General features: G+C 37.6%; 19 protein-coding genes. 16 read left to right on the forward strand and 3 right to left on the reverse strand.

Translation table 11 applies throughout. The features are described 5' to 3' along the window. The first annotated feature begins 439 nt into the window (after positions 1-439). The gene (locus IGK72_RS00425) at positions 440-1,357 is read left to right on the forward strand and encodes a helix-turn-helix domain-containing protein (RefSeq protein WP_023895201.1); all 918 of its coding nucleotides are present in this window, start codon (positions 440-442) and stop codon (positions 1,355-1,357) included. Positions 1,358-1,399: 42 nt separating this feature from the next. Here the strand turns inward: IGK72_RS00425 and IGK72_RS00430 are convergent, their stop codons facing one another. After that, entirely contained in the window at positions 1,400-2,053 is a 654-nt protein-coding gene (locus tag IGK72_RS00430) for a Crp/Fnr family transcriptional regulator (protein ID WP_002356081.1), read from the reverse strand. Positions 2,054-2,326: 273 nt separating this feature from the next. Between IGK72_RS00430 and IGK72_RS00435 the strand changes: the two genes are divergently transcribed. From IGK72_RS00435 to IGK72_RS00470, 8 genes are all read left to right on the forward strand, one after another. Next, on the forward strand, positions 2,327-3,220 hold the full coding sequence (locus IGK72_RS00435) for an SDR family oxidoreductase (RefSeq protein ID WP_002359245.1): 894 nt from the start codon (positions 2,327-2,329) through the stop codon (positions 3,218-3,220). Positions 3,221-3,232: 12 nt separating this feature from the next. Continuing rightward, positions 3,233-3,805, forward strand: coding sequence for an alkaline shock response membrane anchor protein AmaP (gene amaP / locus IGK72_RS00440; RefSeq protein WP_002381343.1), 573 nt, complete (start codon positions 3,233-3,235; stop codon positions 3,803-3,805). Between the two features lie 12 nt (positions 3,806-3,817). Then, positions 3,818-4,009 carry a DUF2273 domain-containing protein gene (locus IGK72_RS00445; protein ID WP_002356087.1) on the forward strand — a complete coding sequence of 64 codons (192 nt, stop codon included), beginning with the start codon at positions 3,818-3,820 and terminating at the stop codon, positions 4,007-4,009. A 12-nt stretch (positions 4,010-4,021) separates the two neighbouring features. Beyond that, positions 4,022-4,534 (forward strand): Asp23/Gls24 family envelope stress response protein, encoded by a 513-nt coding sequence (locus tag IGK72_RS00450; RefSeq protein ID WP_002396760.1) that lies wholly within the window; start codon positions 4,022-4,024, stop codon positions 4,532-4,534. Between the two features lie 58 nt (positions 4,535-4,592). Beyond that, the gene (locus tag IGK72_RS00455) at positions 4,593-5,153 is read left to right on the forward strand and encodes an Asp23/Gls24 family envelope stress response protein (protein ID WP_002356090.1); all 561 of its coding nucleotides are present in this window, start codon (positions 4,593-4,595) and stop codon (positions 5,151-5,153) included. Positions 5,154-5,176: 23 nt separating this feature from the next. After that, the gene (locus IGK72_RS00460; RefSeq protein WP_002356092.1) at positions 5,177-5,419 is read left to right on the forward strand and encodes a GlsB/YeaQ/YmgE family stress response membrane protein; all 243 of its coding nucleotides are present in this window, start codon (positions 5,177-5,179) and stop codon (positions 5,417-5,419) included. 366 nt (positions 5,420-5,785) lie between these two features. Further along, entirely contained in the window at positions 5,786-7,021 is a 1,236-nt protein-coding gene (locus IGK72_RS00465; protein ID WP_002356101.1) for an MFS transporter, read from the forward strand. A 20-nt stretch (positions 7,022-7,041) separates the two neighbouring features. Next, the gene (locus tag IGK72_RS00470) at positions 7,042-7,221 is read left to right on the forward strand and encodes a hypothetical protein (RefSeq protein WP_002381345.1); all 180 of its coding nucleotides are present in this window, start codon (positions 7,042-7,044) and stop codon (positions 7,219-7,221) included. A gap of 155 nt (positions 7,222-7,376) precedes the next feature. On the opposite strand, the gene IGK72_RS00475 is transcribed toward IGK72_RS00470, so the two are convergent. Together IGK72_RS00475 and IGK72_RS00480 are read right to left on the reverse strand one after the other, a co-directional pair. Next, entirely contained in the window at positions 7,377-8,861 is a 1,485-nt protein-coding gene (locus IGK72_RS00475) for a helix-turn-helix domain-containing protein (RefSeq protein ID WP_002359246.1), read from the reverse strand. Further along, positions 8,855-10,342: a helix-turn-helix domain-containing protein gene (locus IGK72_RS00480; RefSeq protein ID WP_002396763.1), complete on the reverse strand. Its 1,488-nt coding sequence runs from the start codon at positions 10,340-10,342 to the stop codon at positions 8,855-8,857. The genes IGK72_RS00475 and IGK72_RS00480 overlap by 7 nt, the downstream gene beginning before the upstream one ends. Positions 10,343-11,052: 710 nt before the next feature. On the opposite strand from IGK72_RS00480, the gene fss1 reads away from it, so the two are divergent. From fss1 to IGK72_RS00515, 7 genes are all read left to right on the forward strand, one after another. Further along, entirely contained in the window at positions 11,053-17,148 is a 6,096-nt protein-coding gene (fss1, locus tag IGK72_RS00485) for a fibrinogen-binding MSCRAMM adhesin Fss1 (RefSeq protein WP_165548390.1), read from the forward strand. A 273-nt stretch (positions 17,149-17,421) separates the two neighbouring features. Next, positions 17,422-18,336, forward strand: a complete 915-nt coding sequence (locus IGK72_RS00490) for a diacylglycerol/lipid kinase family protein (protein WP_023895197.1) — start codon at positions 17,422-17,424, stop codon at positions 18,334-18,336. A gap of 81 nt (positions 18,337-18,417) precedes the next feature. After that, the gene (locus IGK72_RS00495) at positions 18,418-19,923 is read left to right on the forward strand and encodes a helix-turn-helix domain-containing protein (RefSeq protein WP_002379861.1); all 1,506 of its coding nucleotides are present in this window, start codon (positions 18,418-18,420) and stop codon (positions 19,921-19,923) included. 344 nt (positions 19,924-20,267) lie between these two features. Continuing rightward, positions 20,268-20,507, forward strand: a complete 240-nt coding sequence (locus tag IGK72_RS00500; RefSeq protein ID WP_002356115.1) for a hypothetical protein — start codon at positions 20,268-20,270, stop codon at positions 20,505-20,507. Next, positions 20,504-23,536, forward strand: a complete 3,033-nt coding sequence (locus IGK72_RS00505; RefSeq protein WP_023895196.1) for a glycosyl hydrolase family 28-related protein — start codon at positions 20,504-20,506, stop codon at positions 23,534-23,536. The genes IGK72_RS00500 and IGK72_RS00505 overlap by 4 nt, the downstream gene beginning before the upstream one ends. Before the next feature lie 176 nt (positions 23,537-23,712). Beyond that, complete coding sequence (locus IGK72_RS00510; RefSeq protein WP_070416002.1) at positions 23,713-24,474, forward strand: formate/nitrite transporter family protein; 762 nt, start codon at positions 23,713-23,715, stop codon at positions 24,472-24,474. Positions 24,475-24,629: 155 nt separating this feature from the next. Continuing rightward, on the forward strand, positions 24,630-25,415 hold the full coding sequence (locus IGK72_RS00515; protein WP_430619607.1) for a hypothetical protein: 786 nt from the start codon (positions 24,630-24,632) through the stop codon (positions 25,413-25,415). Positions 25,416-25,436: the final 21 nt, after the last annotated feature.

Consider the following 25,436-nt stretch of genomic DNA (forward strand, 5'->3'; position numbering starts at 1 on the left):
TATTCCATATAATTAAATAAAACATCTAAAAATAAACGATATGTACTTTTATAAAAAATGTTATTTAATAAAAATGAAATAGATATTCAACGAAATTGATTGTACAATGGTTAATGAAGAGTGGGTTTAACGGAATAGTGTAATAAGGAATAAGCTGATATCAAAACCAAACATATGCAAAACCTCCTTCTCTGTTAGCTATATTGACTTCTATTATAGAACATTTCTTTTGGTTTTTTCAAGGGAAGTTAAGTATATAAGTTTTTATGATTATCAAAATATTACAATATTATAATTACGGAAATAATAAAAATGAATATTTTGAAATATTTATTAATGTTTTCGCTGATTTTGTTTAATTTGTACAGGTATTGTTGGATCTTTAAATTAATAAAAAAATAATATTTAATATTATTTTTATTATAAAAGGGGGGATATTATGGATGTGCTAGGTGCTCTAAAATATTTTAGAAAAAAGAAAAAAATTGCTCAGAAAGATGTTTTGCCAAAAAAGGGGAAACAAACCTATCGAAGAATCGAAATTGGTGAAGCCAAGCTAAGTTACGAGGATTTAATGACGGCATTACAGTCATTGGGGATTACTTTTAATGAATTTTTTTTTATGGTATCTGATACGAGAATCATGGCTTCTTCAGAAGTCAAACATCAAATTGAATGTTGTCAAATGGGGTTGAACAATACAAGTGAAAAAAAGAATCTGATTCATTATTTTTATCAATTAGAGCGCAATCCTCATAAAAATGCGTTGGAAATGTCTATTTACACAGATATTAAATTAACGTTTAGTAATGATTGGGAGGAAATTCCAGAATTTGATGAAACCGATCGAATGGTAATTCTCGCGCTTATCTCTAGCAAAAGCTACTATACATACTACGATTATCAAATGGTGACTAATCCTGCCGCCTTGTTTTCTGAAAATGAAGTCCTTCAGATTCTTGATCAGATGTTTCCTGTCAAAGATGCTGAATTACGTGATACCCAAACATTAAATGTCGCCTATGGTTTTTACCTAAATATCATTACTGGGGAACTTTATAAGAAAAATTATGCGAAAGCTCGGGAATATTTAGCGCTAGTGAGTGTTACCACGATTCCTGCTGAGATCTACTATATTCATTTTAACTTACGTTACTTAAAAAACCTTACGTATTATCTGTACACTGGCAAAATGAGATATTATAAAGAAGTAATCGCCGTTATTGATATGATTGAAAGCTTTGGCGATGTACGTTTGGCGGAAGGCATGAAAAAAGAAATGCTTCAGCTGACGGCTGGTCGGACATTTAATTTAGAAAAAGGTCAGTTTCCATTGAATATTGTCACTGAAAAATAAAAAGCACCCCCCGCAAGGTCAAACTTGCGGGGGGTGCTGATGTTAAACAATAATGTTATCTCTAATCATATCTAAATCTTTAATCAAAATTTTGCGGTTACGTAGTTCAATTGCCCCTAACTCTTTTAGTTGCTGCATCATCCGGTTAACGCTACTAGCAGAAGTTATCCCGCAAAAATGCGCAATTTCTTCATTGGTCACCACGAAATCAATTAAAATACCTTCCTCTGTTTCTACGCCAAATGAATCGTACATTTCATAGATTTGTGTACAAACGGCCCCAAATTTGCCATTCATCAACATTTGCTGCATCTTTTTCATGGAATGCATTAAACGGTCCCGATAGTATTCTTTGACATACATTTGCAAGTCTTTACTATTATTGATATCCCGCCAAAATTGAACACGGTCGATTTGGTAAAGTTCTGCTTGTGGAGATTCGATGCGAATATTAAAAGGTGCATCAATAAATTCTGAATATTCATCACGTAGCAATGAAACAATTTCCAAATTGTTGATATAACGTAAATTAAATTCACGACCGTCTTTGGAAATAACGCTAGTTTTGATGATGCCACTTTTTAAAATATAGGCATAACGATCTTGCAGTCCTTCATAAGTTAAATAATTTTTCTTCTTTTTTACAACGACTCGAAAGGAATGTTCATCTAAGTAGTCTTGTAAAACATTTCTCATTGGCGGTAACTCCTCAATTATCTCTAAATATTTTTGTTTTTGCCTGTTGGGCTTCTTTCTTATTTAAGCGAATTGGACATCATATGTCAATAACAAATGTTGATAAAAAAGGTCAATTAAACGCTATTTTGAAAAATAAAATCAGCTTTTAGATAATTTTGCCAAAAATTTCGCTTAATGAGTATTAAAAATATTTTTTTTATTTTATGTGCTCAAATATTTTTCAAAAAGAAAAAATTGTATTAAGGTAATAGTAGAAAGGGAGGAGATTTAATGACAGAACCAAACTTAAAAGACCCAAGAAAGTTATTTTATAGTGATGGATTTCCGCAACAAGATCAAGAAACTCCCGCATTACAGGACAAAATGGTCCCTAAACCAGATTGTGGGGAAGACAGCTATGTCGGAAATCACAAATTAGAAAATCGTCGGGTATTAATTACAGGCGGTGATTCTGGGATTGGACGAGCTGCGGCGATTGCTTTTGCTCGCGAAGGCGCAGATATCGCCTTACATTTTTTCCCAGGTGAAGAAAAAGACGCCGAAGAAGTGGCGCACTATATACGAGAAGCTGGCCGAAAAGTCGTTCTTTTGCCAGCAGATTTAAGAGATAAACAGGCACCTGAAGAATTGGTTGCACAAGCTCGTGAATCTTTAGGCGGCTTGGATACCCTCGTTTTAAATGCAGCCCAACAAATTTCCTGTGCTGCTATTGAAGAATTGCCAATGGAACAAGTGATAGACACTTTCCATGTCAATATTATTGCGATGTTTGGCATTGTCAAAGCAGCAGTGCCTCACTTGCCTGCCGGAAGTAGCATTGTGACAACGACTTCCGTCCAAGCTTTTAATCCCAGTGAGCATTTGTTGGATTATGCAGCAACGAAGGCATCAATTGCCAACTTTACCGTTGGTTTAGCAAAACAACTGGCACCAAAAGGCATTCGGGTAAATGGCGTGGCTCCAGGACCAATCTGGACACCGTTACAGTTAGATCATGGACAACCAATTGAAGAGTTGCCAGAATTTGGGCAACATTCTTTACTGGAACGTGCGGGTCAGCCTGCTGAATTAGCCCCTGTTTATGTTTTCTTGGCGTCCAATGATGCAAGTTATGTTACGGCTCAAGTTTATGGCGTAACTGGTGGAGAAGCAATTAATCTTTAGGAGGGATGTTCCGTGAATAAAGTTGTTAAAATACTTTTGCTTCTAGGTTCACTGATTTTAATGGCATTATTTGGCGCGGTGGCCATCACCACTTGGTCAGCCGATACAGCTTGGCAACCACCAGATAATGTCCAATGGTTCTTGCAAGACAACGAGTACGCACGTCAAGCAATCTTTTGGGTAGCGCTGGTTTTACTAGGAATTATGCTCTTTCTATTTTTATTCATTCTTTTATTCCCAAGAAGAAAAGGCACGTTTGAATTAAAAGAAGAGCAAGGAAAGTTAGTGTTACACCGTAAAGCAATCGAAGGATTTGTACGCTCTAGCTTGCAAGACAGTGACTTTCTGGAAGCACCAACCATTCGTGTAAAGGCGACAAAACGACGCATTAAGGTCAATGTTAAAGGCACACTGAAACGAACGGCAGATTTAATTGGACAAACAGAAGCTTGGTCAAAAACAATGGAAGAACGGCTTGCTCGTTTGGTGGGAACTGGTCACAAGATTACGATTGATGTTCATTTTGAAGATATTCAATCAATGAAACGACCACAACAACAGCAAACACAAGCACGTGTGGAGTAGGAGGGATGTACAATGGTTGAATGGATAAAACAATATGCCGTTCCGTTAATTGGTGGCCTAGTCGGCTTGGTTTTTGCAATCTTGTTTCTGTCAATCGGCTTCTTTAAAACATTGTTAGTAGTACTCCTGACAGGACTAGGTATTTGGCTAGGTTTGTATTTGGAACAGACAGGCATTGTCAAAAATTATTTTCATCATAAATAGGAGGTTTTGGCTATGGAAAATGCAAATGTATCGATTGTTAAAGGTGAGTTGACGTTTGAGGATAAAGTAATCCAAAAAATTATTGGCATTGCTTTGGAAGAAGTCGACGGTTTGTTAACTGTGGACGGCGGTTTTTTCTCGAATTTACGAGATAAAATGATTAACAGTGAAGATGTTACAACAGGCATTCACACCGAGGTCGGCAAAAAACAAGTCGCAGTGGATATGGACATTGTAGCCGAATACGGGAAAGATATCGAGACCATTTATGATCAAATGAAAGAGGTTATTACTCGCGAAGTCCAACAAATGACTCACTTGGAAGTAATCGAAGTCAATGTCAACGTAGTAGATATCAAAACACAAGCAGAGTACCAAGAAGAAAGTGAAACGGTCCAAGATAAACTTGGCAACGCCGCTGAAGCGACAGGTAGTTTTATGTCAAAACAAACCAACAAAGCCAAACATGCGGTAACTAAAGGCAAGACAAAAGTCAAAGAAAACACGGTACCTCGTGTTCAATAATGGGTTATTATTTTATTAAAAATAAAGCAATAATAGAAGAAACTAGGAGGAATGAACCATGAGTAACGAAAAATTCAATAATGTACCAAAACCAGCAGGAAACGGACCACACACACCAGAAGATCATGCAATCAAAGGTGAATTAACATTTGAAGATAAAGTCGTTCAAAAAATTATCGGTTTAGCCTTAGAAAATGTCGATGGTCTATTAACAGTCGATGGCGGCTTTTTCTCAAATATTGCTGAAAAATTAGTAAACACAGATAACGTCACAGCGGGTATTGATACCGAAGTTGGTAAAAAACAAGTCGCTGTTGATATGGATATCGTGGTAGAATACGGCAAAGATATTCAAGACATTTACGAAAAAATGAAAGAATTAATCAGCCGTGAAGTGAAAAAAATGACCCACTTAGATGTGATTGAAGTGAATGTTAACGTAGTTGATATCAAATCAAAAGAAGAATACGAAGAAGATAGCGAAACGGTTCAAGATAAAGTCACAGGCGCTGCCAAAAGTACCGGTGAATTTGCTTCTGAACAAACAGAAAAAGCAAAAAAAGCTGTGAATAAAGGAACAGAACAAGTCAAAGAAAATATGGAACCACGTGTAGAATAAACGGTTAAAGGGAGGAAACAATCATGGGCTTTATTTGGGCATTAATTGTCGGTGGTGTCATTGGGGCAATCGCTGGAGCAATTACTAAAAAAGGATCATCGATGGGCATTATTGCCAATATCATTGCAGGGTTAGTTGGTTCAACAATTGGTCAAGCCATTTTAGGCACATGGGGACCAAGCTTAGCTGGGATGGCTATTGTGCCATCGATTATCGGGGCAGTGATTTTAGTTGCCATCGTTTCATGGATTTTAGGACGAAAATAGAGAAAGTTTAAAAAAATAGGGCATAAGTCGTTTCGACTTATGCCCTATTTTTCTTTTTCTATGTATGAGGAAGTTTCGTATGAAAAGTAAATTTTGAGCAATTAGCCAAGAGCTTATTTTAATTAAAATCATTAGTCATTTTGGCTTTTCAACAAAAATCAACAACATTTGTTGAAGTTATTTGTAGATAACGTTTATCATTCACAAATTTACATTTTTTTGTAACGGATATCTCGTATAGTAATAACTGCAAATGAATTTCAGAAAATTTTTTGATAAGTCATCAAAGTGAGGGGATAGCGGTCTTTTATTGAAAAATAGCAACACAAAATAAACAGAACAAAAGAGAGAGGAATTCAAAGAATTATGACAGAACAAACACCAACAAAGCTTTTGAATAAAGGCTTTATCAGTATTACAGTGATTAATTTCATTGTCTATCTTGTTTATTATTTATTAATGGTTATTATTGCGGTGATTGCGCAAGATAGCTTACACGCTACTTTAGGTCAAGCGGGTTTGGCCTCAGGAATTTACATCATCGGGACATTGCTTGCACGACTTTTCATGGGAAAACTCCTTGAACTGATTGGGCGCAAACAAGTCTTACGTTATGGGGCTTTGTTTTATCTTTTAACGACTGTTGCGTATATGTATATGCCAAGTATGGGCATTCTTTATCTGGTCCGTTTTTTAAATGGGTTTGGTTACGGAACCGTTTCGACAGCGACCAACGCAATTGTTACCGCCTATATCCCTAAAAACAAAAAAGGGGAAGGGATCAATTATTATGGTTTGAGTACTAGTTTAGCAGCCGGCATTGGGCCATTTATTGGGATGTTATTGTTAAATGTTTCCAACTTCCATGTCATTATTAACTTTTCAATTATTTTAATTTTGTTAACAACCATTGCTTGCTTCATTTTCCCAGTGAAAAATATTGAGTTAACACCTGAACATCGTGAAGCTTTATCTAAATGGAATTTTGATAGTTTTGTTGAAAAGAAAGTTTTATTTATTACATTTATCGCCTTTTTAATGGGTCTTGCTTATTCAAGTGTCTTATCTTTCTTATCTTCTTATGTCAAAGTAATCGATTTAGTTGACGTCAGCACCTTCTTCTTTATCGTCTATGCGGTCGTGATTACCTTAACACGTCCATCGACAGGTCGGATTTTCGATGTCAAAGGGGAACGCTACGTCATGTATCCGAGCTACATTTTCTTAACACTAGGCTTATTCTTATTAAGTATGACTACGTCTGGTTGGATGTTATTAGTTTCAGGTGGGTTAATTGGCTTAGGTTATGGTACTTTCATGTCAAATGGCCAAGCGGTTTGTCTTCAAGAAAGCCCAAGTCCTCACCGTATCGGGATTGCTTTATCGACTTATTTCATCGGTTTAGACCTTGGATTAGGGGTTGGTCCGTACGTTTTAGGTGAATTACGTAACTTTATGTCATTCCAACAAATGTACTTCTTAGCAGGCTGTATCCCAATCGTTTGTACCATTTTATATATGGTCTTCCACAAAGCTAAAAATGATGCCAAAGATTTGTCTCTTGAAACGATTGAAGAGATTGAACACGGCTCAGAACTATAAATGGACAAGGAGTGATTTCAATGCCTAACGATGAACGGATTTTAAATGTTTTACAACAAACACTAACGGAAATTCAACGCATGAACACGCGTTTAGCTAAAATTGAAACAGAGTTAGCCGATGTCGATCAACATCACGCGACTTTGGATCATTACTTGCAAGAGCTAGAATTGGTGACAGAAAATAACAACGTCATGTAAAATGAGTAGTTAGTAAATGAATGTTCTACGTTTCGGTATCACTAGAGTGGAACATTGAAAATTTTCGTAAAAAACGCCAAAAGGTAGCAGAAAAGCTGCTACCTTTTGGCGTTTTTTGTAATTTTTATCACTTAAAATGTTTCACGTGAAAACTTTTAAAAGTGGCGTGGACTTTGTTTGGTGACAATTTGTGTATTTAAATTTTCTAAGCTTTGCGCTAGTTCACCAATGCTAGCGGAAAAATCAACATAATAAGTGGGAACCGTTGATTTGACACTAACTTCTGAAAAGATATCTGTAATAATTACATCGAAAGGCTTTTCTGGTGAAGCGACAAAAATTAATTTTTTATCCACGGCTTTACTTAGCTTTTCATAAAGGGTATCTAAAATTAAGTTACTTTGATTGGTCCTTACTAAGACACGAATTGGTGGTAAAGATTTCGTTTTCAGTGTACAAAAAAGAATAAACAAGCAGTCAACTAACAATTTTTCATTGCCAATCAATGTCGGAAGCATTTCAATTGTAAGGCGCTTCACATCTTTGTAGAGACTTGGATTTTTTTGAAGTGCTTCTTTTAAAAAGCTTTCTTGCACAAATGGATTGGCAATCGTGACAAAGGTCTTAAAAAAGACACTTAAATTTTGGATAGAAGTATATAGATAAAGATACTCGTGAAATGTCAATTTAATTTGATAAAAAGACGTTAGTTGATAAATGATCTCTTTAATGGGTGAGCCTAATAGCTGGACCATATGCATCCGTGCTGCTGGAATTTCCAAGACATCTTGTGTGGCGTAGCTGACACTAATCGTCAATAAGAAAAAGGCAAAAAGGCCTTCTTTTTGTATAAATTTTGTTGGAACTTGGTGTAAGGCTTCTTCTTTAAAAAACAATTCAAATTCACTCAGATTAACAAAGGGATTAACAATCGCTTCTTCCTCCACGAAAGTTTCTTTGATAAAAAAGCCCTCTTTCCAACGCGCTAAAATCACAGCAGAAAAAATTAAGTCTTTTGTAAAATCTTGTGTTGTATTGAAAGAAACAGAGTGTTTTAAACGTCGAAAGAGACTATGGACTTCTTTTTTAGTAATCGTGTGCAACGGCCAATCCCCTTCAGAGTAATTGTTCCAAAAAAGCATCATAAAGAAAATCCGGATATCTTTTTCTTTGCCCACCAACACATTGGTACGTTTTAAATTGATTTCAATCTGATATTTTTGGAGCCATTGGTTTAATTGTCCAATTTTTCGCGTAAAGGTTGATGAAGAAATTTCTAGGACTTTTTCAAAATGTTTGCTATCAATTGCATTATGGTTAAAGGCATAGGTCAGTACTTGATACGCGAAACTTTTTTTGACAAAGTAGGGCATCAAAAACGACAGTTGGAAATAGGGTGCAAACCAAAATGTGATTTCTTTGGCGTTTGCTGATAAAGAAAATAAGTTCTCCCAGCCGTTTTTTTCAATTTCTGTTTGGAGCAAAGCCACAGATTGTAGAATAGTATTTTGTTGCATTTTTAATTGAGTCGCTAAAGTAGAAATCGCCAATGTTTGTTCTTCTGCTTCACGACGTTCGAGTAACTCTTCTAAAAGAGCAAAACTTTTACGATAAGGTACATCAAGTAACCCTGTTAACATCCGATTCCCTCCAAACTGTTTTCCCCACGCAATTTGGCAAAATAAATTTTGCGAACTACTTGTTTTAGGTTATAGTATTCATCTAAATAAGGAACGGGATGCCAATAAAAAGTTTTACTGGCGTGAAAAAGCGGATTATTTTTGTCAGTAATGACTAAGTCAGGCACTTCTTGAATATGATTAACAAATTTCAAAGGAACATCGCAATAATTATTGATTTCCTTCGCTAACCAATTTTCTTGTATCTGATTAATAGATGAATGAAGTAAAATTTTAACGGGAATTTGTTTATTTAATAAAACGCTCCGAATAATTAAAAAAATGGTTTCTTTAAATAACGCATCTAGTGGATGTTGTTTGTCAAAAGGCAAACGCTTTAAGAAATAGTTGGTTGTTCGTGAAACATTTGGGTATTGTTTTTCATACAGAGAGACATTAGCAACCTCATAGCTCAATTCCTCTTCCACAGGGAAATGAATCAGTCGTTCACTGGCATTGGATAAATTAACCAACAAAAAGACCACTTCTATTGCGCTTAAATCCAACTGTAATTGCGTACATTTTTCAAAAATCCAAGTAGCGTGTGGACTGTTATCCATTCCCATGATCGCTAAGTTGGCAAAGTTGATGGTTTCCATTTGGACCAGAGAGTACATCGTTAATGTGCTGAAGAAATCATAATAAAAATGAATCTCAGCTTGCCAAGTGTCAGGTTCTTTTTGTTCATCAATAAAACAATCATTCACTAATAATTGGAATTCTGAATAAGGAAAGGCCAAATTAATAGCAGCAACTTCTGGATAATTGGTGATTGTAAAACCGGATTGATAACGGAGTAAACCTATGGACATAATTAATTTTAATTTGCGTAAATCAGTATATGTAAAGTAAGGGTAACGGTTTTTGATGATTTCAATGAAGTTCTGCAATTGTGCTTGATTAGTCTTAGATAAAAATGGTACTAGAGAAGTTCCTGAAATGAAGAATAAGGAATAAAAGAAACTGCGAAAATCTTTCTCGTTGCCACAAATTTTTTCTCGTCTTTTTAAGTTTAAATAACAATTAAATCTAGCTAGATGATTATTTAAACGGTCACTGACTTGTTTAAAAATAGAAAAGTTAATAAAGTGCTCTTCACAAAAATCTTTGGCTGAAGTGTAGCGTTTTAAAAGTAAATCTAAGGCTAACATATAGGTTAATGACCCGCGAACTACGGCTTCTTTCATTAACTCAATCGGGATATTTTCATCGGCGACTAATTCTATGGACTGTTGATTATTAATAATGCGAATATGTACATTTTCATGTGTATTGACTCGAGAAATTAATAAAGTCAATTGATTCAATAAATTGTTGATATTGTAATGGGAAAATTCATATTTTCGCCGAAGTACTTGCATGGGGACTTTTTCTTTACTGTCATACAAGTATTCAATTAGGGAAAGCAACTGAATTTCCTGTTTGGTTAATAAGTTATGCATAATAACCACCTTTCTAATTGGTTATGATTGTTTGATTTTTCAGATAATACAGATAGGGCATTCTTTTCTAAACGACATTTGACAATTGCCAGTGAAAGAACTAGTTGTTCTTATGCTACTGTATCTATTCTTAAAAATCAAGAAGAACTGAATGTGTCAAACGGAAGAAAACATGGACAAAAAATGGTAGAGCAAAAAATTATTAAGAAAAACAACCAGTTTATATAAAACATTTAAATAACAAAAATGATAATTTGAGTCTATTGATTTTTTAGCTTAAATAGCTTATACAAATAGGCTTTTTTGTCTGGTTAGTTCTTATGAAAAAAATTAAAAAAAACGGTATAGTGGAAGAAGGAATAGTAAAAATAAGAAAGGATAAGGACGTGTTTTCATAAAGATGAAAAGGGTTTCTGGGATTTCATCAACTTTTTCTATTTGGAGGAGAAGTTGTTGATAATTTTTGCTGAAAAATCTCGTTATACTCTTCTTATTCTTATAGAAGAGTCTATAGGAAAAAGCAGAAAATGAATCCGCATTCGAAGTAAGAGTGCGTTTTGAGGAGATAAAAAGAAAAGGTGTGTTGGCTGTCTGTTTTAGCAAGGAAGAAAGACAACAGAAGAGCACTCACTTATTTGGTTTAAAATAAAAAATTGGTACGAAGTGAACGTTCTCTTCTATGTGTCGTTGGTAGAGGAAGGATGAAAGAAATGAGAAAGAATGGTCCAATGGTAAACCGTTGGCTCTACGGGTTGATGTGTTTGTTACTTGTTCTAAATTATGGCACACCACTCATGGCTTTGGCGGAAGATGTTAACAGCGATGGCCAGTTAACGTTAGGAGAAGTGAAGCAAACCAGCCAACAAGAAATGACCTTAGCGCTTCAAGGAAAAGCACAACCAGTAACACAAGAGGTTGTAGTGCATTATAGTGCCAATGTGTCAATCAAAGCTGCACATTGGGCAGCGCCCAATAATACGCGCAAGATTCAAGTGGATGACCAGAAGAAACAGATTCAAATTGAATTGAATCAGCAAGCGTTAGCAGATACGTTAGTCTTAACGTTGAACCCTACAGCTACAGAAGATGTGACGTTTTCTTATGGACAACAGCAACGAGCGTTGACGTTAAATACTGGTACTGATCCGACAGAATCAACGGCAATCACGAGTTCGCCAGCCGCATCAGCGAATGAAGGTTCAACAGAAGAAGCATCTACAAACTCCTCTGTTCCTCGTTCGTCCGAAGAAACTGTCGCCAGCACGACAAAAGCGATAGAAAGTAAAACAACCGAGTCTACGACTGTCAAACCGCGCGTAGCAGGACCAACAGATATCAGTGACTATTTTACAGGTGATGAAACAACGATTATCGATAATTTTGAAGATCCGATTTATTTAAATCCTGATGGCACACCAGCAACACCGCCGTATAAAGAAGATGTGACCATTCATTGGAACTTTAACTGGTCGATTCCAGAAGATGTGCGGGAACAAATGAAAGCAGGCGATTACTTCGAGTTTCAATTACCTGGCAATTTGAAACCTAATAAACCAGGTTCAGGTGATTTAGTTGATGCAGAAGGCAATGTCTATGGAACCTACACAATTAGTGAAGATGGTACGGTTCGTTTTACCTTTAATGAGCGAATCACGTCTGAAAGTGACATTCACGGGGACTTTTCTTTAGATACTCATTTGAATGATTCAGATGGGCGGGGCCCAGGAGATTGGGTGATTGATATTCCTACACAAGAAGATTTGCCGCCTGTAGTGATTCCGATTGTCCCAGATACCGAACAACAAATTGATAAACAAGGCCATTTTGATCGAATGCCCAATCCTAGTGCGATTACTTGGACGGTAGATATCAATCAAGCGATGAAAGATCAAACAAATCCAACTGTGACGGAAACATGGCCAACAGGGAATACCTTTAAGTCAGTGAAAGTCTATGAGTTAGTGATGAATCTTGATGGAACAATTAAAGAAGTGGGTCGCGAACTTAGTCCAGATGAATATACCGTTGATAAAAATGGCAATGTGACGATTAAAGGTGACACCAATAAAGCGTATCGTCTTGAGTACCAAACGACGATTGACGAGGCGGTTATTCCAGATGGCGGCGATGTGCCTTTTAAAAATCACGCGACGTTAACAAGTGATAATAATCCAAATGGGTTAGATGCTGAAGCAACTGTTACCGCCACATATGGCAAAATGTTAGACAAGCGCAATATAGATTACGACGAAGCCAATCAAGAATTCACTTGGGAAATTAACTACAACTATGGTGAACAAACCATTCCAAAAGACCAAGCAGTCATTACAGACACAATGGGGGATAATTTAACGTTTGAACCAGATTCTTTACATTTATATTCAGTGACATTTGATGACAAAGGAAATGAAGTCGTTGGAGCAGAACTTGTGGAAGGAAAAGATTACAAAGTGGTAATCAACGGAGACGGTTCCTTTGCAATTGACTTTTTACATGATGTGAATGGCGCAGTCAAGATTGATTATAAAACCAAAGTTGATGGAATTGTCGAAGGCGATGTTGCCGTGAATAATCGTGTGGATGTTGGTACTGGTCAGCATTCAGAAGGTGATGGCACAGCCAGTCAACAAAATATTATTAAAAACACTGGTGCAGTTGATTATCAAAATTCAACGATTGGTTGGACGTTAGCTGTGAATCAAAATAATTATTTGATGGAAAATGCCGTGATTACGGATACGTACGAACCAGTTCCTGGCTTAACTATGGTACCCAATTCGTTGGTTGTCAAAGATACAACCACTGGTGCTCAGTTGACGTTAGGCAAGGATTTCATGGTAGAAATAACTCGTAATGCAGATGGTGAAACAGGCTTTAAGGTAAGTTTTATAGGGGCGTATGCCAAAACAAGTGATGCCTTCCACATAACTTATACTACCTTTTTCGATGTTACCGAGTTAGACGCTAACAATCCAGCGTTGGACCATTACCGAAATACTGCTGCCATTGATTGGACGGATGAAGCAGGAAACAATCATCATTCAGAAGATAGTAAACCGTTTAAACCTTTACCTGCTTTTGATTTAAATGCGCAAAAAAGCGGTGTTTACAATGCCGTCACCAAAGAAATCACTTGGACGATTGCGGTTAATTTAAGTAATAATCGTTTAGTCGACGCCTTTTTGACGGATCCAATTTTAACCAATCAAACCTATTTGGCTGGGAGCTTGAAAGTCTATGAAGGCAATACAAAGCCAGATGGTTCGGTTGAAAAAGTGAAACCAACGCAACCGTTGACGGATATCACAATGGAAGAACCAAGCGAGAAAAACCAAAATACTTGGCGTGTTGATTTTCCTAATGATAGTCGTACGTATGTGATTGAATTTAAGACGTCTGTTGATGAAAAAGTTATCGAAGGTTCGGCTAGTTATGACAATACCGCATCTTATACAAACCAAGGTTCTTCACGTGATGTGACAGGAAAAGTTTCTATTCAACATGGTGGCGAATCAGTGAAAAAAGGTGGCGAATACCACAAAGATGATCCAGATCATGTGTACTGGCATGTAATGATCAATGGCGCCCAATCGGTTTTAGACGATGTGGTTATTACTGATACACCCTCACCAAACCAAGTGTTAGATCCCGAGTCATTGGTGATTTACGGTACCAACGTAACAGAAGACGGAACTATTACGCCAGATAAATCTGTTATTTTAGAAGAAGGAAAAGATTACACACTGGAAGTTACCACCGATAATGAAACAGGACAACAAAAAATTGTCGTTAAAATGGCCCATATTGAAGCACCTTATTATATGGAATATCGTAGTTTAGTGACTTCTTCAGCGGCGGGGAGTACAGACACGGTATCCAACCAAGTGTCAATTACTGGAAATGGTTCAGAAGTCGTTCATGGAGATGACAATGGCGATGTGGTCGTTGACATCGATCACAGTGGCGGGCATGCCACAGGGACCAAAGGCAAAATTCAGCTGAAGAAAACAGCCATGGATGGGACGACTATTTTAGCAGGCGCCCATTTCCAAATTTGGGACCAAGCCAAAACACAAGTCCTACGTGAAGGTACAGTAGACGCCACTGGGGTTATCACATTTGGTGGGTTGCCGCAAGGACAATACATTTTGGTGGAGACGAAAGCACCAGAAGGTTATACAGTTTCGGACGAATTAGCTAAAGGCCGAGTCATTACTATTGATGAAGAAACTTCAGCAGATGGTGCACAACCAACTATTATTAAAAACGATGTCAATAAAGTAATTTTAGAAAAAACAGATGAGAAGGGCAAAAAATTAGTCAATGCACGCTTTAAATTAGAGCATGCCGTAACCACGCCGTTTACTCATTGGGAAGAAGTTCCCCTTGCGCCGGATCGAACCAACGCAAATGGCCAGTTAGAGGTGGATAGTTTAAAACCAGGGCTTTATCAGTTCACAGAAATCGAAGCACCGACAGGGTATCTTTTAGACACGACACCCAAACGGTTCATTGTGACACAAAACACGAGCGGACAAATTCATGATGTTCATGTTAAAATGCTTAATTACCAAGGTTCTGCTGAACTAATTAAAAAAGACCAAGCAGGCAATCCATTAGCAGGTGCTGAATTTTCAGTCCTTGATACTACAGGACAAGCGGTTCGAGAACACTTAGTTTCGGATGCAAACGGAAAAGTCACAGTGACGGATTTAGCCCCAGGCAAATATCAATTTGTGGAAACCAAAGCGCCAGCAGGGTACCTTTTAAACACTGAACCAAGTGCTTTCACGATTGCAGCAAGCGATCGGGGCAAACCAGCAACAGTTATAGCAACGGCTAACTTTGTTAACTATCAAGGCGCAGCTAAATTAATCAAAAAAGATGTGAATGGACACTTATTAAGTGGTGCGACATTTAAAGTGCTTGATGCGAAGGGACAAACGATTCAAACAGGCTTGACGACAAATAGTCAAGGGAAAATTATTGCAGAGCACTTAGCCCCAGGTAAATATCGCTTTGTAGAAACCAAAGCGCCAACAGGCTATTTGTTAAATACCACGCCAGTCCCATTTGAAATTGCTGAGAAAAATGCTGGTAAACCAGCGGTCGTTGTTGCTAGTGACAACTTTGTGAATTACAAAGGGGCTTTCCAAATCGTGAAAACGAATAGCGCAGACCAACCATTAGCAGGTGCTGTTTTTGAACTATATGATCACAATAAACAATCATTAGGGATTACAGCAACGAGTGGCAAAGATGGCAAAATTATCTTTAGAGACTTGGCGCCAGGTACCTATTATTACAAAGAAATCAAAGCACCAAAATTACCAGATGGCGCAGATTATATTATTTATCCTGAATTAGTAAAAGTAGAAATTCGTGGTGATTTCAAAGGCGATCCGGAGATCTTCCAATTAGGGGCCTTCGCCAATTTCAAAGGACGTGCCGTCTTTAAGAAAATTGATGCCAATGCGAACCCACTTCCAGGAACAATTTTTAAATTGTATCGAATCGAAAACGGGGAAAAAATCTTTGAAAGAGAAGTAACTTCTGAAAAAGATGGTTCATTGGCTATGGAGGATTTAGGCGCTGGTAGTTATGAATTAGATGAAATGGATGCAACGGATGGCTATATCGTCAATAAACAACCCATTTATTTTGTAGTGAAGAAGAATTCAAATGATAAACAACCACTAGATGAGTTAGAGTTTGTAAATTATCAAGCGGAAGTAACGGGACGTAAAGTCAATGAGCAAGGTCAAACCTTAGCGGGTGCAGTTTTTGCAATTTACAACGCCGATAATCAGAATCAGCCACAAGGTTCACCAATAACATTCTTGAATCGTGCAGGAGAGAAAGTTTCTGAAATAACAACGGACAAGACTGGCGAAATTTACGCTAAAGGTCTGAATGAAGGGCATTACGTTTTAGTGGAAACGAAAGCACCAACAGGCTATCTGTTAGACACAACGCCACATCCATTTGATGTAACCGCCCAATTAGGAAAAGAGCAGCCAATTGCTTTAGGCGATCTTATCAATTATCAAGGAACTGCTCAATTAACCAAAGAAAACGAAACAGGTGAAGCATTGGCAGGTGCGGTGTTTAAGGTCATTGATGAAACAGGGCAAACCGTAGCTGGACAAGCCAATCTGATGTCTGACAAGCAAGGCAAAGTCATTGCGAAAAACTTAGCACCGGGAACGTATCGTTTTGTGGAGACACAAGCGCCAACTGGCTATCTTCTTAATGAAACGCCAAGCGCAAGCTTTACGATTGCCAAAGACAACCAAGGCAAACCAGTCACTGTGGTACTTAAAGCACCTTTTATTAATTACCAAGGTGCTGCCAAGCTGGTGAAAATTGATCAGCAAAAGAATGCCTTAGCAGGTGCTGAATTTAAAGTGACAGATGCAGAGACAGGGCAAACTGTCGCTCGTTCATTACGTTCTGACAACCAAGGGTTAGTTCAAGTGAACCACTTACAACCAGGAAAATATACCTTTGTGGAAACAAAAGCACCGGATGGTTACCAACTGTCTAAGCAAGCTGTCGCATTCACTATTGCAGCAACAGCGAAAGACAAACCTGAACTCGTGGATGCGGGCACGTTTGTTAACGAGAAACAACCTTTATCCAAAAAAACAAAACCAAATCAGCCAACAACGAAACAAGCAGCTAGAGAGACAGGTTGGCTTGGTTTACCGAAAACCAACACACAAGTCAATTACTTCTTTGTCTTTATCGGCCTCCTGTTGGTCAGTTTGGCAAGTTGGCTCTTCTATAAAAAGAGCAAGAAATAAGCAAAAGCTATAAAAAAACAGGCCATCCGTTCTTTCGACGGATGGCCTGTTTTTTCATCTTAAGCTAATCAACTGAACAAAAGCAGCTCCTTCTTATTGACATTCTCAGGTAACCCTTCATCGCAGTTTAGCCTTTGAACAGAACTTACTGAGTTCTTGGAGCAAACCGCTTGTGCCTCAGCCTTTGTTTTTCGATGCTATCTTTAGGTATTTTGGCTAAAATATTGTACACTTTACATGTGCAAGAAATTTAGTTAGAGATATGAGGATAGAATGATGGAAAAGATGATGGTTTTATACAACGAAACTTCAGGAAGTAGTGAAAGTAAAGAGATTGCAGAACGCTTTAAAAAAGCTGCAGAAGCGAAAGGGGAAGCGGTTATTTTGCAACCTTCCAATCCAGACATTGATCCTGAAGAAATGCGGAAAAATGCCAAAGAAAATCAAGTGGGTGTCTTGGTCGTCATTGGTGGTGACGGGACCATTCATCATGCCGTTCAAAATTTTAAAGACACCATTCGTGACTATCAAATAGGGATTATTCCAGGTGGAACAGTCAATAATTTTGCGCGTGTGTTAAGTATTCCTTTGAAAGAAGAAGACGCCTTTGAGACCATTTTGGCAGGACAGACCACGCCAGTTGATTTTGGGATGGTAAATCAAGATGTGATGATTTCGACCTTAACGATTGGACTATTGGCGGACACAGCAGCAAATGTGACCCAACAGGAGAAACAAAAATATGGTCCTTTAGCCTTTACAAAGCAATTTTTCCGCTTATTAATGAAAAAGAAAAAATACAAACTAAAAATTGATGGCGATGAAAGACGTTGGCATGGCAAAGCCCAATTATTAACGATGACCATGACGAATTCTGCTGGCGGCTTTACCAATTTCGATGCCAATGCTACGCCAGATGACGGCGAAGTCCACATTATCATTTTACCTAAGTTAGTTTTTTACAAGTTTGTCTATTATTTACCTAAAATTATCAGAGGACAATTAAATGAAATTCCTGGTGTCGTGTATTTCTCTGGGAGTCAATTTAAAATTAGTGGCGAAAAAGACAAGAAAGTCCAAACACGAACAGATGGCGACCCTACCGATGATTTACCGATTAAAGTAACGGTGGAAGCTGGGGGACTCAACGTGTTTGTTCCTGAAACGTCCACATCTAAGAAAGAATAAAAGAAACAACTGTTATTTTTTCGTGGAATAGATTTCTCATTTTGTGTACAATAGAACAGAAGAGAGGCAGTTGAGTGAACAGTGAAATGGGATGAATATGTTGATATATTCGATACAGATGTCGTTTCTAAAATTATTATTTTAAGAAACTTGCCAATTAATGAAGGCTGGATTGACATCAATGAGTTAGCAGAAGAATTACAATTAAACAAAAAATCAGTCAAAAAATACGTAGAGCTTCTAAAAGATGACATTACGTATTATGCTGTGGATAATGATGCTTCTTTGGCTTTTGAAAAGGGGCATGGCTATCGCTTGAACTTGGCGTCTAGCCAAGCGTTCCAGAAACTTTATACAGCAATTTTTCGGGATAGTTTAACTTATCAAGTAATGGAAGATTTATTCTGGGGTCGATTTAATGGGATTGTGCCAGCGACAACAAAATATCATACCAGTGATGCCACGATTCGGCGCTTGCTTAAAGGGTTTACAGAAATTTTAGCGCCATTGGGGTTAGTGATTAATAAAAGCACCTGGAAAATTGAAGGCAATGAAGCGTATTTGCGCCATTTTGCTTACACTATTTTTATGGACTTAATCCGTGATACTTGGCCTTTTGACTATATACAAGAAACGGAAGTCGCACAAACTGTCCAAAAAATGATGGCTTTTTTCAACGTAGAAGTTGCGGAAACGGTGATACGCCGAGTTAAATATATGGTCGCTATCTCAAAAGTCCGTAGTGCGCAAGGCGCCGAATATCGACCTTCAGCCGAGCAAGAAACTTATTTAGAAGGTAATAAACATTACCAAGCCTTTATAGAAGAAATGACAGCTACAACCCTTTTCCTTAACAAAAACGATTTAACTTTTGTGTACTTTTTCTTGTTAGCCAATGACCAATTTTATCAAGACGAAGCCACTGCACAAGCAATTTTAGCGCATTTTGATGAGTCTGAAGCGCCTGTTTATATGTTGACTCATTTAGTCCAACATTTCTTATTAGAAGAAATACACATGACGCCGCAATTAGAGAAAATTCGTCCGCAAATTTTTTATTATTTGTTTGCTACACATTTATTTGCCGAACTTTACTATGTCCAAAATGTGAAAATGTACAATGTCTTTTGGAATAAAGTTAAAGAAAAATATCCAGTTCTTTTAGAAGAATTAAGCCAAGGCTTAAATCAACTTTACGAACAAACAGGCAATGAATTATTTACAAATAAAGAATTTTTGGCTTTGCGTTATTCTAGTGTTTTGGCGCTTTCTAATGATTTAATTCATCGTGAACAAAAAATTGTTTTAGGGTTAAAATCAGGCTTGCCAGTACTGGAAGAAGAACGGGTGAAACTTTCGATTGAAAATAATTTTCGTCGGTTTTATGCATTGGAAGTCTTACGATACAGTGAAGCAAGCAAAGAAGAATGGCAAAATATTGATTTACTATTAGTGACTTCTTTGGCAGATGTAGAAACGGGCCATCCAGAGATCTTTTTACTTTCAAGTGAGTTAACGTTTGAGCAATATAATCGTTTGAACCAAAAAATAGTAAAAATTAACGAGAAAAGAACCACGTCACTTTAATAAAAAATCAAAAAAATGGGTTTTTTTGAGGTATATGTCCGATAAATTGTAAAAAATTTTTTCTAAAAAGTAAAAAAAGACAAGAAGAAAACGTCAATAAGTAGGTAATCAACACCTACTTATTGACGTTTTCTCGTTGTTTTTTAATAAATACTACGTCAATTCTTCTGAAAATTATGTCAAAAAGGTACTTTTTTTGCTTTTTTTATCGTAAATAATAGATGATTAGCTATTGATAGTAAAGGAACTACTACTTTTTTTAACAGTCAGTTAAAAAATATTGAGGGTTCTCACAAGAATTTTTCTATATAATAGAAAGAGCAAGGGAAGGAAGGCGGGATAGAATGAAAAAACGGATGGAACAAATTGAAGAAATCTTAAGTTGTGAAGAAAATAGTGCCGGTGTTCGATTAAAGGAATTGGTTGAGGCCTTAGAATTAGAAGTCACAAATCAAAACTTGTTAAAGGTAACAAGTATCTTACATATGAATCCAAAATTCAAAAAAATTTATGCATACGAAGACAGTCGTGTTATTACGCTGTATCAACTTTTACAAAATAAGCCGTTGGAAGTAACGGAATGAAAAGAGGAAAACACATGAAGAAAACAATACTTATTCTTCTATTTGGTTTATTGACGGTGGTGGGTCTACCAATGGTGACTGAAGCGGCTGAACCAGTTGATGCAACAGATGCAACAATTTTTGGTGCGCAAGCGATGGTACCTAATAGCACAGAGGATCAAACAGAGAAGTTACAGACATTACTGAGTCAGACAGCAAAGGAAGGACGGGCATTATTTTTACCACAGGGAAGTTATGCTCTGTCAAAAGATATTGCGATTTCTTCAAATTATCAATTAATTGGCGATACAACAGGAGCCACTATTTTACATAATGCTACAGGTACACCGATTCAACTAACAGACACAACGTACGGGACGAAAACCAATGTACGACTTCAAAATATTGCTTTTGACGGCATCAATGTGACCTTAAAATTGACGAATCAATTAACGCTAGCAAACAATATCTTTTATAATCCATTAAAAGGATTCGTGGTCAATTTAAATGCAGATATTGGCGTTAAAATTTCAGGTAATATTTTCATGCGAGACACAGCACATATGCAGCCAGGGATTGATTTTAACCGAGCGATTTACATTGGTGGTTATTCAACACCAAGTCGCTTCCAGTATATGTCAGATGTAGACATCGTGGACAATTTATTTGGGTTAAAAGTGACGGAATTAGATGCGATTAAAAGCACCAGTCGTTCAGACTTAGCAGCAACTATTACACGTTTACAAACAGCCATTGAAGCAGGTGCTATTTCAGTACCTAATGAACAAAATTATCTATCCACCGGGGTTAATTCTTTTAATATGTTGAAGGATGTAACTGTCCAACATAATTTTTTCTATTCACCCTATGAAAATGAAAACTTAAACGGCTTAGGTGGCGATCATGCGATTTATTTCCGTGGTGCCCAAAATATCACGGTGGTGGGGAATCACTTACGTGGACTACAAAATGGTCCAGCTGGCGGATTTAAGTTTAAATCAGGCCGTAATATTACGATTATGAATAATTATTTGCGAAATACAGGCCTCATTATGTATGGAACACCAGAGATTGGTTTGGCAGAAACGCAAGCAGAGGGTGCTATCTCAGAACTCTCTAACTGGTTAGTGGCTAATAACATTTTTGATTGGAAGTATTGGAACAATCAATATGCAATTGGAATGGAATACAATCGACATACAGGAAATAACAATGTGTTCAATGGCGTATTTATCAACAATCAGTTTGTTAACTACCACAATATTCCGCAAAATCGACGTCGGGAATTGTTAATCGCTAGTGGCGGTGGTTTCCGACCAGAAACGAGTTTTGTGAAAGACAATACTCGAGATGATGGCCTTAAAAACGGCCAATTATTGGTAGAAAATTGGACAGAGGCGGACTATCGCTTAATGCCAGCAACATGGGAATCATTAATTTCACCAACACTTTATGAGCAATATAAAAATACGCCAATTCCGGTTAGAAATACTTTAGCAACCCCTGTGGCTACAACGATTGTGCAAGGACAATCAATCGATCCGCAGCAACTGGTTGCTAATACAAATGACGCGGATGAAGCAGTCCCAGCCGCTAAAATCGTCAATCCAGAGGTCTTAAATGAAATCGGCCAACAAAAAGTGACTGTTCAATTAACTTATGAAACAGGGTCATTGGTAACAGTGAACGTACCGGTGACGGTAGAGGCCCCTGCAAAAAAGCTTGATTTGTCCCAGCTACAAACCGTTTATGCTTCGATTGGTGAAGCAAACCAATATACAGTTTACTCTTGGCAGCTATTCACTGCCATTGGGCCTAAAACAATTGTTCCTTCCTATTATCAGCAGGCGACACAATTGTTAGCAGAAGGTCAGGAGAGTCAGGACAAAACCCAAGAGCAAGTGGATCAGTTAACAAGTAATTTGCAATCTGCAATGAAAGTATTAGTCAAAAAAGCCGATATCACGCTAGAGCGTACAGAAGCAGAAAATGAACTTGCAAGCGTTCATAAATTAGACGAATCTGTATATACCAAAGACTCTTGGCAAGCCATGCAAGAAGCCTTAATAGATACAACAACTGGCGAAGGAAGCTCTAAGCAGTTACAACAACTGCTTGCTTGGTCAGATGAAGAATTATTAGAGCCAACACTTGGTGGCTTTAAAACGCCTGCAGATGCACAAAAGCGTATTAACCAATTAACACAAACCATAAAAACGGCGTTACTTCTGTTAGTTGAAAAATCAACAGAGACAACTAGTAACACAAGCGAAAGCAGCACCTCAAGCACAACCAGTGAAACCAGTAATACCAGCGAAAGCAGCACGCCAAGCACGACAAATGAAAGCAGTAGTACAAGCGAAAGCAGCACCTCAAGCACGACAAGTGAAAGCAGTAGTACCAGCGAAAGCAGCACGCCAAGCACGACAAGTGAGAGTAGTAATACCAGCGAAAGTAGTACCTCAAGCACGACAAGTGAAAGCAGTAGTACCAGCGAAAGCAGCACGCCAAGCACGACAAGTGAGAGCAGTAGTACGAGTGAAAGCAACACGCCAAGCACAACCAGCGAAAGTAGTACCTCAAGTACGACAAGTGAAACAAGCAATACAAATGAAAGCAACACACCAAGTACAACCAGTAAAACCAGTAGTACCAGCGAAAGTAGTGCTTCAAGTACGACCAGCGCAACCAACAGTACAAGTGAGAGTAGCACCCCAAGCACTTTAAACGAAAACAGTCAAAGCAAAGGCCAGAATTCTGTCATTTACGCGGTAGAGTCTAATCAAGATCCTAATGACGCTCAAAGTAATTCAAAGCCCTCTGCCAAGGCTAGTCAAACAAAGGAATCAGTAGCAGAAAACCAAGCAACTAAACAGATACAGACAAATCAAGAATCGTCAGGAACAGTCAAAAAAGCGGATAATACGACCAAAATTGCCAAGAAAAAATTCCCCAAAACAGGGGAACAATCTTCAGCAGTTGGGAGCTTCCTAGGCCTGAGCTTTTTATCGTTAGCCATAGCAACCTATTGTTTTAAAGTGAAAAGATAACTCTTTAAAAACGGATAAGTAAACATCCTGAAACAAGAAATAGGACTTGTTTCAGGATGTTTTCATATAAAATTAAAAGAACTACAGTTTTTAGTGAAAAAATACACAAAAGTACTTGAAATTCTGTGATATAAGGGTAAAGTAAAGGAGGACAAAAAACAAAGGAAGTGAAATGTTTGTATACACCAGATGAAATTTTAAGTATTAGTATTGAAAATGGTCAGAAAAAAATTAAAAAGCCTTTGGTAGCAAAACTCATTTTAGGATTTATCGGCGGTGCCATGATTTCCCTCGGCTATTTGGCTTATGTGCGTGTTTCCGCCTCTATTCCAGCAGATTTAGCCAGTGTTCAAGCTTTAGTGGGAGCTGCGGTTTTCCCAATTGGTCTAATTGTTATTTTAATGGCTGGTGGTGAGTTAATCACAGGAAATATGATGGCAGTGAGTACGGCTTGGTTTGCTAAAAAGGTCTCTTTCAGAGAATTACTCGTGAACTGGGTCACAATTACATTGGCAAATATGGTTGGCGCCTTATTTGTTGCCTATTTTTTTGGTCATTATTTAGGTTTAACCAGTAGCGGCGCCTATTTAAATCAGGTTCTTTCTCTTGCAGAACATAAAGTTGCAGCAACTTGGCTTCAAGCAATTATTTCAGGTATTGGCTGTAACTGGTTCGTAGGTCTGGCCTTATGGCTTTGTTATGGTGCGAAAGATGCAGCGGGGAAACTATTAGGCATCTGGTTTCCAGTAATGATTTTTGTTGCAATTGGCTTTCAGCATAGTGTGGCGAATGCATTCATCATTCCAGCCGCAATTTTTGAAGGCGGCGTTCAGTGGGGAGACTTTTTCCGTAATTTTATTTTTGTTTATTTAGGTAATATCATTGGTGGTGCCATTTTTGTTTCTGGCTTTTACTATTTAAGCTATCGCAAACATTAAATCCATTTAGCAGATAAAAACCTACACAAAGGCTAAATGCCTTTGTGCAGGTTTTTTCTTTTTAAACAAAAAGGAAAACGGTTGAAAAATTATTGCTAGATTTTTAAAAAAATGTTACATTAATGTTACAAAAAGATTTCTGGAGGTAACGAAAAATGAAAAAAATTGCTTTGTTCAGTATGTTAACGTTCAGTGTATTGTCTTTAAGTCTAGCAGGATGTGGAAACAAAAAAACAGCAAGCACAAATGATTCTAAGCCAAAGCAAGAAACAAAGAAAGCCACGCAGAAATCCTCTAGCCAACAAGAAATGAAAAGTAGTCATTCGTCTGTCACGGGTCAAAATTCTAATGTGACAGGGGAAAATCCGTCAGAAAATGCCACGCAGCCTTCTGCAGGAACTGATGAAACGAATGAAGTCCCTCAAAACCAAGCACCTGATACAAACATTACAATTACCAATGTTGTTTTCAATCCTGAAAGAAATGAAATTAATGGTACTACATTACCTAATGCAACCATTACAGCAACGGTAGTCGGTGATGCTTCTGCACAAGCAGGTGTTTTTTATGCGGATGCCAATGGCAATTTTACAGTAATTAGTCCCAGAGCGGGAGCGACTACTCAATTAATCGCAACCGTTGATCAACGGAATAGTGCACCTGTCCAAATTGATATTCCAAGTTCAGGACAAGAAGCAGCGCTTTCTTTTAGCAATATTACGATTGATCCGAAACAAGGGACAATTTCTGGTAAAACAGCACCGAATGCAACTATTTTAGTGTCACGTGCAGATGATGCGCGGGTGATTTTAGCAAGTTTTACTGCGGATGCCCAAGGAAATTTCACAGCCAGTAATTTAGTTACCGGCACAAAAAATCGCTTAGACGTTACGTTAAATGGAGAAATAGGGACACCTTACTTGTTTGATTTACCAAATTAAAATAGAAGAGAAGTGATCAAA

Source organism: Enterococcus sp. DIV0183 (genome assembly GCF_050541505.1).
Classification (GTDB): domain Bacteria; phylum Bacillota; class Bacilli; order Lactobacillales; family Enterococcaceae; genus Enterococcus; species Enterococcus faecalis.

Coding starts and splice junctions, on each gene's coding strand:
- IGK72_RS00425 (WP_023895201.1), top strand. CDS start 440: ATGGATGTGCTAGGTGCTCTAAAATATTTTAGAAAAAAGAAAAAAATT.
- IGK72_RS00430 (WP_002356081.1), bottom strand. CDS start 2,053: ATGAGAAATGTTTTACAAGACTACTTAGATGAACATTCCTTTCGAGTC.
- IGK72_RS00435 (WP_002359245.1), top strand. CDS start 2,327: ATGACAGAACCAAACTTAAAAGACCCAAGAAAGTTATTTTATAGTGAT.
- IGK72_RS00445 (WP_002356087.1), top strand. CDS start 3,818: ATGGTTGAATGGATAAAACAATATGCCGTTCCGTTAATTGGTGGCCTA.
- IGK72_RS00450 (WP_002396760.1), top strand. CDS start 4,022: ATGGAAAATGCAAATGTATCGATTGTTAAAGGTGAGTTGACGTTTGAG.
- IGK72_RS00455 (WP_002356090.1), top strand. CDS start 4,593: ATGAGTAACGAAAAATTCAATAATGTACCAAAACCAGCAGGAAACGGA.
- IGK72_RS00460 (WP_002356092.1), top strand. CDS start 5,177: ATGGGCTTTATTTGGGCATTAATTGTCGGTGGTGTCATTGGGGCAATC.
- IGK72_RS00465 (WP_002356101.1), top strand. CDS start 5,786: ATGACAGAACAAACACCAACAAAGCTTTTGAATAAAGGCTTTATCAGT.
- IGK72_RS00470 (WP_002381345.1), top strand. CDS start 7,042: ATGCCTAACGATGAACGGATTTTAAATGTTTTACAACAAACACTAACG.
- IGK72_RS00475 (WP_002359246.1), bottom strand. CDS start 8,861: ATGTTAACAGGGTTACTTGATGTACCTTATCGTAAAAGTTTTGCTCTT.
- IGK72_RS00480 (WP_002396763.1), bottom strand. CDS start 10,342: ATGCATAACTTATTAACCAAACAGGAAATTCAGTTGCTTTCCCTAATT.
- fss1 (WP_165548390.1), top strand. CDS start 11,053: ATGAGAAAGAATGGTCCAATGGTAAACCGTTGGCTCTACGGGTTGATG.
- IGK72_RS00490 (WP_023895197.1), top strand. CDS start 17,422: ATGATGGAAAAGATGATGGTTTTATACAACGAAACTTCAGGAAGTAGT.
- IGK72_RS00500 (WP_002356115.1), top strand. CDS start 20,268: ATGAAAAAACGGATGGAACAAATTGAAGAAATCTTAAGTTGTGAAGAA.
- IGK72_RS00505 (WP_023895196.1), top strand. CDS start 20,504: ATGAAAAGAGGAAAACACATGAAGAAAACAATACTTATTCTTCTATTT.
- IGK72_RS00515 (WP_430619607.1), top strand. CDS start 24,630: ATGAAAAAAATTGCTTTGTTCAGTATGTTAACGTTCAGTGTATTGTCT.